Annotated in this window: 11 protein-coding genes; 8 read left to right on the top strand and 3 right to left on the bottom strand. The window is 69.6% G+C overall.

The features are described 5' to 3' along the window. On the top strand, nucleotides 1–473 hold a 473-nt coding region (locus ACWELQ_RS24325), incomplete at its 5' end, for a type 1 glutamine amidotransferase (protein ID WP_452399354.1). Nucleotides 474–799: 326 nt separating this feature from the next. On the opposite strand, the gene ACWELQ_RS24330 is transcribed toward ACWELQ_RS24325, so the two are convergent. Beyond that, nucleotides 800–1,057, bottom strand: a complete 258-nt coding sequence (locus ACWELQ_RS24330; RefSeq protein ID WP_452399355.1) for a hypothetical protein — start codon at nucleotides 1,055–1,057, stop codon at nucleotides 800–802. Nucleotides 1,058–1,194: 137 nt separating this feature from the next. Between ACWELQ_RS24330 and ACWELQ_RS24335 the strand changes: the two genes are divergently transcribed. From ACWELQ_RS24335 to ACWELQ_RS24350, 4 genes are all read left to right on the top strand, one after another. Continuing rightward, nucleotides 1,195–2,253: a hypothetical protein gene (locus tag ACWELQ_RS24335; protein WP_452399356.1), complete on the top strand. Its 1,059-nt coding sequence runs from the start codon at nucleotides 1,195–1,197 to the stop codon at nucleotides 2,251–2,253. Then, on the top strand, nucleotides 2,250–3,701 hold the full coding sequence (locus ACWELQ_RS24340) for an FtsW/RodA/SpoVE family cell cycle protein (protein ID WP_452399357.1): 1,452 nt from the start codon (nucleotides 2,250–2,252) through the stop codon (nucleotides 3,699–3,701). The genes ACWELQ_RS24335 and ACWELQ_RS24340 overlap by 4 nt, the downstream gene beginning before the upstream one ends. A gap of 69 nt (nucleotides 3,702–3,770) precedes the next feature. Then, on the top strand, nucleotides 3,771–4,847 hold the full coding sequence (locus tag ACWELQ_RS24345; protein ID WP_452399358.1) for an amidohydrolase family protein: 1,077 nt from the start codon (nucleotides 3,771–3,773) through the stop codon (nucleotides 4,845–4,847). Between the two features lie 319 nt (nucleotides 4,848–5,166). Then, nucleotides 5,167–6,660 carry a condensation domain-containing protein gene (locus ACWELQ_RS24350; protein ID WP_452399359.1) on the top strand — a complete coding sequence of 498 codons (1,494 nt, stop codon included), beginning with the start codon at nucleotides 5,167–5,169 and terminating at the stop codon, nucleotides 6,658–6,660. Between the two features lie 37 nt (nucleotides 6,661–6,697). On the opposite strand, the gene ACWELQ_RS24355 is transcribed toward ACWELQ_RS24350, so the two are convergent. Then, nucleotides 6,698–7,498, bottom strand: coding sequence for a class I SAM-dependent methyltransferase (locus ACWELQ_RS24355; RefSeq protein WP_452399360.1), 801 nt, complete (start codon nucleotides 7,496–7,498; stop codon nucleotides 6,698–6,700). A gap of 114 nt (nucleotides 7,499–7,612) precedes the next feature. Between ACWELQ_RS24355 and ACWELQ_RS24360 the strand changes: the two genes are divergently transcribed. Both ACWELQ_RS24360 and ACWELQ_RS24365 read left to right on the top strand, forming a co-directional pair. Continuing rightward, the gene (locus ACWELQ_RS24360) at nucleotides 7,613–8,227 is read left to right on the top strand and encodes a TetR/AcrR family transcriptional regulator (protein WP_452399361.1); all 615 of its coding nucleotides are present in this window, start codon (nucleotides 7,613–7,615) and stop codon (nucleotides 8,225–8,227) included. Next, nucleotides 8,227–9,633: a sensor histidine kinase gene (locus ACWELQ_RS24365; RefSeq protein ID WP_452399363.1), complete on the top strand. Its 1,407-nt coding sequence runs from the start codon at nucleotides 8,227–8,229 to the stop codon at nucleotides 9,631–9,633. The genes ACWELQ_RS24360 and ACWELQ_RS24365 overlap by 1 nt, the downstream gene beginning before the upstream one ends. Here ACWELQ_RS24365 and ACWELQ_RS24370 read toward each other — a convergent pair. Beyond that, nucleotides 9,559–10,269, bottom strand: a complete 711-nt coding sequence (locus ACWELQ_RS24370; RefSeq protein WP_452399364.1) for a response regulator transcription factor — start codon at nucleotides 10,267–10,269, stop codon at nucleotides 9,559–9,561. The genes ACWELQ_RS24365 and ACWELQ_RS24370 overlap by 75 nt on opposite strands. Before the next feature lie 10 nt (nucleotides 10,270–10,279). Between ACWELQ_RS24370 and ACWELQ_RS24375 the strand changes: the two genes are divergently transcribed. Then, nucleotides 10,280–11,080 carry a phosphatase PAP2 family protein gene (locus ACWELQ_RS24375; RefSeq protein WP_452399362.1) on the top strand — a complete coding sequence of 267 codons (801 nt, stop codon included), beginning with the start codon at nucleotides 10,280–10,282 and terminating at the stop codon, nucleotides 11,078–11,080. The last annotated feature ends 1 nt before the right edge of the window (nucleotide 11,081 follow it).

Raw genomic sequence — 11,081 nt, forward strand, 5'->3', positions numbered from 1 at the left:
TCAGTGACGTGGCGGAGGCCATGGGTGCCGCCGGTCTCGCCGTGTACTCCGGCGGCCACGGCTACTCCGACGAACTCGGTTGGGCCCCACTACGAGACGTCGACCGCACCGACCCGCTGGTGGGCCCGCTCGCCGACGCCCCCGCCGTCCTGCACTGGCACGGCGACCGCATCCGCCCCGACACCACCACCCCCATTCTGGCCGCCACGGATTCCACTCCCGTACAAGCCTTCCGGGCCGGACCCGCCGCCTGGGGCCTGCAATTCCATCCGGAAGTCGACCCGGCCCTGCTCGATCAATGGCTGGCCGAACCCGATTTCGCCGCCGAAGCCCACCGCGTCCTCGGCCCCGATGCCCTCGAGATCCTGCGTGCTCAGGCCCGCACAGCCGCCCCGGCGCTACGCCCGCTGTTCGAGCGCGGCCTGGCCCACTTCTGCGCGCTGATCCAAGCCCGCGCTGGGGCTGGGGCGTAGTAGGGGGCGAGGTGCGTCGCAGCGCGTGATCGCTGATGCGGCGTGCAGGTCTTGCACACCCATTGCACGCGCGGGCAGAGCGTCAGTAGCTGGGCGCGGGGGAAGACCAGGCAGTAGTTGCGTGCGCGCGCAGACCGGGCAGTCGTGCGTGGGCAGACTGGGCAGCAGTTGCACGTGTGGGCAGACTGGGCAGCCCTTGCGCGGGTGGGCAAATCGGGCAGCTGTTGCAGGTCGCGGTTGCCGGACGCGGTGCGGCAGGTGCACGCAAGCAGGGTGAAGCCGCCGGAATGCGATGCCCGGCGGGAGGGTCGGATGGGAGTTGAAACCTACTGTCCGGCAAGGGAATCGCAGGCTGCGGGTCGCTGCCCGCCGACCAGGAACTGGCAGATCCATGCCGCCGGGATCCGCCCATCCCCCGCGGCGGGCCCGCGCGGCCAAAAGAAAGGCCCGGTGGTGGTGGCCGCGGGGGGGGTGGTGGAGGCGGCAGGTGGCGACGCCGCGCGCTGACTCGTGCACGCGGCCGCCGCCATCACCACCCCCGCCGCGACGACGATCTCCCTGCGCCCTACCTGATCGACACCCATGGTGACCTCGATTGCTCGGCCGTCGTGATCCGATTGCCCGGCACGCCGATGTCGGTGAAACGAATCGGCGTGCGATCCGGTTCGATCCCCGCGGGGACCGCTTCTGTGTCACGGTGGAGATCGTGTTCGGCGAGCGCATGGCAACGATGAGGTGGCGGCCCGGATCCGGTCGATTGGTGACGGTGATGGCCGTCTGTTTCGGTCTCACGGTGGTGATCACGAGGCTCTACTTGATGGCCTCCGGCTATCCCAAGATCGGCGGCAAGACCTACCACATCGCCCATGCGCTGTTCGGCGGATTATTGCTGGTCATCGCGTGTCTGGTGATGTTCCTCTTCGCCGGGCGGGCGGCCTTGAACACGGCCGCGGCACTGTCGGGCGTCGGGCTGGGCCTGTTCATCGACGAGGTCGGCAAGTTCATCAGTTCCGACAACGATTACTTCTTCCCGCTCGCCGCGCCCATCATCTACCTGGCCTTCCTGCTGATCGTGCTGGTCGCCCGCTACGCCGCCCGGATCCGAAAACGCCCGCCCACCCTGGTTCTGGCCGACGTCACCGGCCAGGTCGCGATGGACCTGGGCGCTCCGATCTCCGTCGAGCAGCGCAACACCCTCCTCGACAGCCTCGATCACCTCGACCGCAGCGGCTTCACCCCCGACACCACCGCCCTCGCCGACGCCCTCGGCACCTACCTGCGCACCACCCACGAGCGCGCGGTGCCGTCCCGCTTCACCCGGCTGCGCGCCGCCTACGGCCGCTTCGAGGACGCTCTCCTGCCGCGCCGGGTGCTGGCGGGCGTGCTCATCACCGTCCTCATCGGCCACGCCGTCTGGACCCTGCTGCGACTGGTGCTGGCGCTCATCGTCATCTCCGGATGGCATTCGCCCTGGACCGCGGTCAATCATTTCCTCGACGTCACCCAGAACCACGGCTGGAAAGCCCTGGTGGGGTTGGGGATCGCGGCGGGTGCCGAGGTACTGGTCGGTCTCGGTTGCGCGGTGGCCGCGGTGGCCTGGATTCGCGGGCGCGCCGATATCGGCGTGCGCCTGGGCATCTGGTCCAGCATCATCTCGCTGACCTTGGTGAATGTGCTCGCGAGCTATTTCAGCCAATTCCTCACCGTGTTCACCGCCATAGCCGAAGCCCTCCTGCTTTGGCTCCTCATCCGCTACCGCACGCGATACTGTTCGGTGTGAGCGCATTTCGGCACAGCCCTCCCCCGGCCAGGTCGAAGGGGCGTGTTCCGCGCAATGCCGAACTGCTGCTGTGCGTGGCCGCACTGGCCCTGACGGCCTTCGCGTATCTGGCCATGACCTCGGCCACCGGCAACGGCTTCGACGCCCAGAGCATCCGCGCGCTGGCCGTTTTCGCGGTCTTCGTGCTGGCCTCCCATCTGGCCGTGCGCCGCTGGGCCCCGGCCGCCGACCCGGTGCTGCTGCCGTGCGTGGTGCTGCTCAACGGCATCGGCCTGGTCCTCATCGACCGGCTCGACCGCGCGGAGGCCACCGCCGCCAGGAACGCGGGCAAGGCCATCCCCTCCTCGGATTCGGCGCATCAGCTGATCTGGACCGGCCTGGGCATGCTGCTGTTCGTGCTGGTGCTGGTATTCGTCCCCGACCACACCAAACCCGCCCGCTACGGCTACACCATGGGCCTGGCCGGGGTGGTCGCGCTGCTCATCCCCGCCCTGCTGCCGTCACGCTTCAGCGAGGTCAACGGCGGCAAGAGCTGGATCCTGTTGAGCGGATTCTCGATTCAGCCCGGCGAGTTCGCCAAGGTCGCGCTGATCATCTTCGTGGCCGCCTTCCTGGTCGCCAACCGCGAGCTGTTCACCAACGCGGGCACCCGCTTCCTGGGCATGACCATGCCGCGCCTGCGGGATCTGGCCCCGCTGCTGCTGGTCACCTTCGTCGCGGTGCTCGTGCTCGTCTACGAGAAGAACCTGGGCTTCTCGCTGCTGGTGTTCGGGACCGTGCTGGCCATGATGTACATCGCCACCGGGCGGGCCTCGTGGCTGATCATCGGCCTGCTGTTCTTCATGGTCGGCGCGTTCATCGCCTACGAACTGTTCGGGCACGTGCGGGTGCGGGTGGAGGTGTGGAAGGACCCGTTCGCCACGTATTACACGACGGGCTACCAGATCTCGCAGGGCCTGTTCGGCATGGGCACCGGCGGCCTGGCCGGAACCGGGCTGGGCAGCGGTCGGCCGCAGGACGTGCCGTTCGCCAAGACCGACTTCATCATCTCCACCATCGGCGAGGAGCTGGGCCTGATCGGGCTGGGCGCGGTGCTGGCCCTGTTCCTGATCCTGTGCATCCGCGGCTTCAGCGCCGCGCTGACCACCCGCGACGCCTTCGGCAAACTGCTCGGCGGCGGGCTGGCCTTCTCGATCGGCTGGCAGCTGTTCGTGGTGGTCGGCGGTGTCACCAAACTGATCCCGCTGACCGGTCTCACCACGCCGTTCATGTCCTACGGCGGTTCCTCGCTGCTGGCCAACTACATCATTCTGGCGCTGCTCATCCGCATCTCCGCCGACGCCCGCTCGGCCCCGCCGCCGCCCACCCGGCCCGTCCCGGTGGTCCCGCCGATCGCCGACGCCATGACCGAACACGTCTCCCGCCGCCTGCTGCCACGCAAACGCTGACCCGCCGGAAAGCGGCGTACGAATCCCGTTGTGCCCTCACCGGTCACGAATCGGAGGATGCTGGTTTCCGTGACTTCTTCGAACCCAGCGGTCAGCCGGACCGCTCTCGACAATGTCCGAGTCTTCGACGGCAGCACCTTCACCGCACCGACCACGGTCATCATCGACGGAGCGGTGATCGGCACCGACGACACCGGCGCCGAACGCCTGGACGCGGGCGGCGCGTTCCTGGTACCCGGCTTCATCGACGCGCACGTGCACATCGCCGATACCGAGACCCCGTCCCGATTCACCCCTTTCGGCGTCACCACGGCACTGGACATGACCTGTGACCCCGCCACCGTTGCCGGACTCCGCAATACCGTCGGCACCACCGATGTCCGCAGCTCGGGCATGTGCGTCGCCGGGGCCGACGGCATGCACGGCCAGTTCCTCGGCGACAGCGTCATCATCCGATCCGCGGAACAGGCAGAACCCATGGTGGCGCAACGCCATTCGAGCGGCTCGGACTACATCAAGCTGATCCTCGAGGCTCCCGGAGAGGGCGGTCCCGACGCGGCCAGCGCCAAAGCCGTTGTTGCGGAGGCTCATGCCCGCGACCTGCTGGTCGTCGCGCACGCCGCCTCACCGGGCGCCTACGCCGCGGCACTGGACGCGGGCGTGGACATCATCACCCATGTGCCCGCTGGATTCCCGCTGCCGCAGCCCGATGTAGAGCGGATCGCCGCCGAGGAACGCGTCGTCGTCCCGACCCTCACCATGATGGAGGGCATGGTCGCCGCGAACGGCGTCCCCGAGGCATTCGCCGCCGCCGTCGCCAATGTCGGTGCGCTGCACGCCGCCGGCGTCCCCATCCTCGCGGGCACCGACGCCAACGCCTCCCCCGGCGTCCCCTGCAACCCCGTCTTCGGTGAGAGCCTGCACCGCGAACTGGAACTACTGGTCAGCGCCGGTCTCTCGACCGCGGATGCGCTGAATGCCGCGACCGTCCTGCCCGCGCGGCACTTCGGCCTGACCGACCGCGGCGCGATCACCCCCGGCCTGCGCGCCGACCTCATCCTGCTGGACGCCGACCCCCTCGCCGACATCACCGCGACGAAGTCCATTCGCCGCGTATGGTCCGCCGGAATCCCCGTCCCACGGTAAGTTTCATGATCAGGGAGCTCGCCTCGCGGAATTCTGCCCGTTTCTCCGCGGTGATAGCTCCCTGATCTTGTTCGGCAACTCTCGCATTCGACTGGACGAGTGCCCACTGTGGGTCAGCGGCCTATTCGTGCCATCGGATGCCCCTGACTTCCTGGGCTTTCGCTTTCGCGGATAGTGTGGGTGACCTGGGTCTCACTTCTCGGCAAGCGGAATTGCCATGCCGTTGCTACCGTGGGCCGGATCGCCGTTCCGCAAAGCTGCCGGGCTATTCGGGCGGTGATGTGTAGAACATCGTTCGAATGCTGAGAGGGCGGCGTCGATGGTCGGGCCGATTGCTGTCTGGACAAGACCTTTACAACGGCGGAAACCCGCTGATACGACAGAATTCCTGCGGATCGTCGAGGAACCCGCGCCGCTGCGGCGCATGCCGCGCTCGCCGCGAGTTCCGCTGGCGCCCGCGCAGGAGCGGATGTGGCACGCCGCGGCCTGTGGGCAATCGGCTGACTGGAATGTTGCTCGCGCGTTTCGAATTCGTGGCTCGCTGGTGAATACTCTCGCGCTGCGGGCCGCCATCGACGACGTGGTGCGGCGGCACGCCCCGCTGCGCACCTGCTATCCCGCGACCGCCGACGGGCCCATCCAGATGGTCCTCGACGCCGACGTGGCGCGGGTCGAGGTCCAGGTCGTCGACAGCTTCCCCGGTGAGGTGACCGAGCGCATCGCCGAATTCGCGGGCCGCGCCTTCGATCTCGCCTCCGAGCTGCCGATCCGGGCCCGCATCTTCCGGCTGGGCAGCCGGGATGTGGTGCTGGCCCTGGTGATCCACCACATCTCGATGGACGGCCAGTCCATGCAGCCGCTGCTGCGCGACCTGGTCACCGCCTACCTGGCCCGGAGCGCGCGGCGCGCGCCCGCCTTCACCCCGCTGGCCGTCGACTTCATCGACTACACGCTCTGGAAGCACGAGTACCTGGGCGCGTTCGACGATCCGGGCAGCCGGGCCAGCAACCAGTTGCGCTATTGGGCCAATAATCTCGTCGGCCGCCCGATTCCGCTCGAACTGCCCTATGACCGGCCAGGTTCCGATGCGGAACGTGCCGACGCCGCGGGCGACCTCATTCAGATCCGCTTCGACGCGGCGTTGCACGCGGCACTGCTGGCCCGCGCCCGGCACGCCGGCGCGAGCCTGTTCATGCTGCTGCAGACCGCCTTCGCGCTCAGCGTCGCCCTCTTCGCCAAGTCCCCGGACGTGACCGTCGCGACCGCCGTCTCCGGCCGCGACGACCCGCTGCTCGCGGACCTGGTCGGCAATCTCTCCGACGATGTCCTGCTGCGCATCCGGCTGGATCGTGCGACCGATATGAACGACCTCATCGACCAGGTCCGCAAGGTCGCCCTGGCCGCCTTCGCGCATCCGGACACCCCTAACCCCCGGCTGCTGCGCAGTCTTCCGCAGGATCCGGCGCACCCGCTGTTCCAGGCCACCTTGATCCTGCAACGCGCCGACGCCGCCCCGCCCGCGGCCGCGGCGCCGGGCATGTCCATCACCGACTTCCCGACCGGGATCATCCGCGCCAAGCACGATCTCGAATTCGGGCTCACCGAGAACTACGACCACACCGGCGCACCGACCGGGATCACCGGGCCGTTCCTGTACCCGATCGCGCGCTTCGACCGGTCCACCGCGACGCGCTTCGTCGAAACCTTCAGCGCCATGGTGGAACTCGTGGCCTCCGGCTACGCGGGGCCGATCGCGTCGCTGCTGCACCCGGAACCGCGCCGCCGCAGCCGCCGAACCCACCGCGCGCGATGACCACTCACGCGACTACTCAGGCGCAGGCCAAAACCGCTCAGGCTCGGGCGATGCACCGCACGGCCCGCAGCCTGCCGTCGGCCAGCCCGTGGGTGAGGTTCTCGACCTTCGCCGCGAAATCGGGGACGAAGGCTTGCAGCCCAACGGGATTCGGCGGCGCGGCCAGCACCATGCGCATGACCGCTCCCGCCTGATCGGTGAGGTCCTCCCACACCTCGATCGTGAATCCGGCCCCTTCCACCGCCGCACGCAACGCCTCCGACGACACCAGGTGGCTCTGGTCCGGCCGGTCCGCCCAGGGCAGTGGATAGTCGGGCACACCGCCGCCGGTGATATCCCAGATCGCCAGCAGCCCACCGGGTTCCAGCACCCGATGCGCCTCCCGGTACAGCGCGTCCTTGTCGGCGATGTTCATCTGCACGTGCTGGCTGAAAACCACGTCGAAACCGCCGTCGTCGAAGGGCAATTCGGTGACATCGCCCTGCCGCACCGAGATCAGCCCGTCGAGCCCGACCGCGGCGTTGAGCCAGCGCGCCGTCTCGCAGTAGTCCTCGGTGAGATCCACCGTGGTCACCGGGCAGCGGTAGGTCTCGGCGATGAAGCGCGCGGTGCCGCCGATCCCGCTCCCGGCGTCGAGCACCCGGCTGTCCGGGGTGAGCGCGGTCAGATCCACCAGCGCGCCGGTGGCGATCCGGCCCATGGTGTGGAAGTCCTCCACGAGCGTGAGGTCGGCGAGTTGCAGCCGGTCCGGGTCGCGTCCGGCATTGCGCAGCGCCTTGTCGATATCGAGCCGCGAGGTGCCCGACGAGTACGGGGTATCGAGGGAGATGTCGTTCATATCAGCACTTTCCGATCGAGGTCGGGGTCCGGACCAGAAAGTAACCACTGGTCACATCTTCGAGTATGGGCACCTATGTGACCGCCGTCAACATCCGCGTGCGATGCTGAGGCCATGAGCCCAGCCGACCCCGCGCCGGACCGCAGCCGGTCCTACCATCACGGTTCATTGCGCGCGGCATTGATCGACGCGGGGATCGCACTCGCCGCCGAAGGCGGCCCCGACCGCGTGGTTCTGCGCGAGGTGGCCCGCGCCGCCGGGGTCTCGCATTCCGCCGCCTACCGCCACTTCGCCGACCGCGAGGCGCTGCTGGCCGAGGTCTCCCGCCACGCCCGCGGCGAACTCGCCGCCGAGATGCGGGACCGGCTCGCCCGCATCGAGGATCCACGCGGCCGGTTGCATGCGGTCGGCACCGCCTACATCGATTTCGCTCTCGCCCGAACCGGCCTGTTCCGCACCGCATTCGGCAACCCGGCGGCAACCGCGCCGAGCGATCCCGCCGACGATCCGCACCGGATCCTCGGACAGGTCCTCGACGAGACCCTCGCCGCCGGACTGATGGACCCGGAGCTGCGTCCCGGCGCGGACATCGCCGCCTGGTCGGCGGTGCACGGCCTGGCCGCTCTCCTGCTCGACGGGTCGCTGCCCACCACCCGCGGCGAGATCGACGCCGCGGTCTCGCGGGTGCTCGGCCTGGTCAATCGCGGTCTGCTGCACGGTGACCCATGATGGGAGCCGTGACTCGAATCCCGGACTGGCTGCGGCCCTCGCACTGGGGATTGCGGATTCGCTCGGCCATCGCCGCCGCCCTCACCGTGGGCGCGGTGCTGCTGCTGGCGTCCGGGGCACTGCTCGGACTGCTCAACCGGTCGCTGCTGCGCGAGATCGACGCCGCCGCGGGCACCCGGGCCGATGCCGTCGCCGCCGAACTGGCCCGCGATTCGGTGACAGACCTGCCCGACTCCCTGTTCGACGGCAGCGGGCAGATCGCGGTGGTGCAGATCATCGACGCGCGCGGTGCCATCGCCCGGGAATCCACCTCCACCTACGCGACGCCGCTGCTGGATCCGGCGACCGTGACCGAATCCGACAGCGGCCGCAGGCCCGTCGCCGTCTACGACGAGGACCTGCGGGTCGCGGCCCGGACGGTCAGCACACCCACCGGCCGCTACCTGGTCCTGGTCGCCGGGGACAGCGAACCCGCCGAACGCGCGGTGAAACGGGTCGCGGCACTGGTCGCGCTGGGCGGCCCGATCGTGGTGGCCGCGGCCGCGCTGGCCACCTACCTGCTGGTGGGCCGGTCGCTGCGCTCGGTCGAGGACATCCGCCGCCGGGTGGCCGGGATCGGCGCGGCCGGGCTGTCGGAGCGGGTGCCGGTGCCGGTGGCGCGCGACGAGATCGCCCGGCTGGCCGAGACCATGAACGACATGCTCGCCCGCGTCGAGGCCGGGCATCAGGCGCAGCGGCGCTTCGTCGGCGACGCCTCGCACGAACTACGCAGCCCGCTCGCGGTGGTCACGGCCGCACTGGAATTGGCGCGCGACCGCCCGGAGGCGCTGGACGCCGAACTCATCGACGGCACCCTGCTGCCCGAGACCGAACGCATGCGCCGCCTCATCGACGACCTGCTCACGCTGGCCGCCGCCGACGAGAGCGGGCTCGAATTGCGTGGCGGCGAGGTCGATCTCGACGATGTGGCCGCCGAACAGGTGCTGGCGCTGCGCCAGCGCGGCGGCGTCACGGTGCGATCGGAGATCGACACCGTCCGTATCCGGGGCGACCGACCCAAACTCGAACGGGCGCTGCGCAATATCGTCGACAACGCCGCCGCGCACACCCGCTCCACGGTCGCGGTCACGGTGCGCCGCGACGGCGCGGACGCGCTGCTGATCGTCGACGACGACGGCCCCGGCATCCCGCCCGCCGACCGTGAGCGGGTGTTCGGCCGCTTCGTGCGGCTCGAAGCCGACCGGGCCCGCGCCACCGGCGGTTCCGGGCTGGGCCTGGCCATTGTCACGGAAATCGTGGCCGCGCACGGTGGTTCGGTCACGATCGGCGAATCACCCTGGGGTGGCGCCCGATTCGTCATCACCCTGCCCACCGGCGTCGATCATCCGGTAGCCGACGCCTCGTAGCGTCTCGATGCTGGTGCGGCCGAAGGGCACATCGATCTTCTTGCGCAAATATCCGACGTAGACCTCGACCACGTTCTCCGGCCCGTCGTAGTGGGCGTCCCACACGTTGCGCAGGATCTCGGACTTGGTCAACGCCAAACCCTGGTGCCGCAGCAGGAATTCCAGCAGACCGAACTCGCGCGGGGTGAGCGTGAGCGGGGTGTCGCCGCGGCGCACGGTCCGCCGCGCCGGATCCAGCACCAGGTCCCCTGCCGCCAGCAGCCTGGGCTGCTGCGGGGAGCGACGCCGCAGCAGCGCGCGCAGCCGGGCGATGAGCACCACGAACGAAAAGGGTTTGGTCAGATAGTCGTCCGCGCCGAGGTCGAGCGCGTCGGCCTGCTCGTAGTCGCCGTCCTTGGCGGTCAGCATGAGCACCGGCGTGCTCACGTCGCGGGCCCGCAGGCGCCGCAGCACCTCGTAGCCGCTGAGACCCGGCAGCATGATGTCGAGCACGATCACGTCGAAGGCGTCCTCGCTCGCCGCCCACAGCCCGTCGGTCCCGGTGTGCGCGAGCTGGACCACGAACCCCTCGAGCTCGAGCCCGCGCTGAATCGTCCGCGCCAGCCGCTCCTCGTCCTCGACCACCAGCACCCGCACGGTCACCAGCATGCCCGATCCCCCGCCCGGCGGCGTGCCCGCCGGTCGGTTCCGGCTCTCAACGTTCTCTCAGCGATACCGTGGCAACCTCGATGGCATGCTGTCCTCACCACCCGCATCGAAGGAAGCGCCCACGACGACCCGGACGGACGACCCCGAAGACGGCATGCTCGCCGGCGTGCTGATCGCGCTGGCGCTCACGGCCGTGATTCTGGTCCTGACCTGTGTGGTGATCTGGTACAACGGCCCGGCCGGACCGGATTCGGCCTGGCTGCAATGGTTCATCGACCGTCGCAACGACACGCTGACGCCGATCGCGAAGGCGGTCAGCGCGGCGGGCGACACCACGACGGTCGCCGTCTACTCGCTGGTGGCGTGCGCACTGCTGGCCTGGCGCAAGTACTGGGATCAGGCGGTCCTGGTCGCGGTGACCGCCGCGGGCGCGGGGCTGCTCACCTACTTCGGCAAGCTGCTGATCGGTCGCGACCGGCCCCCGGTGATCGACCACCTGGTCACCGAGACCAACCACTCGTACCCGTCCGGCCACGCGCTCGGCTCGACCGTGGTGATCGGCATCCTGGTCGCCGTCGCCCTGCCGCACCTGGCACGCCCGCTCGCCCGCGTCCTGCTGATCGCCGTCGCGGCCGTGTTCGTGGTGGCGGTCGGCCTGTCACGCCTCTACCTCGGCGTGCACTGGCCGACCGACATCCTGGCGGGCTGGCTCATCGGGGCCTGCTGGCTCACGATCTGCCTGACCCTGCGCTCCTACACCCGCCTGGTCACCGACCGCCTGCCCGCCTCGGTGCGCTGAT

This window comes from Nocardia sp. NPDC004722, from assembly GCF_053601505.1.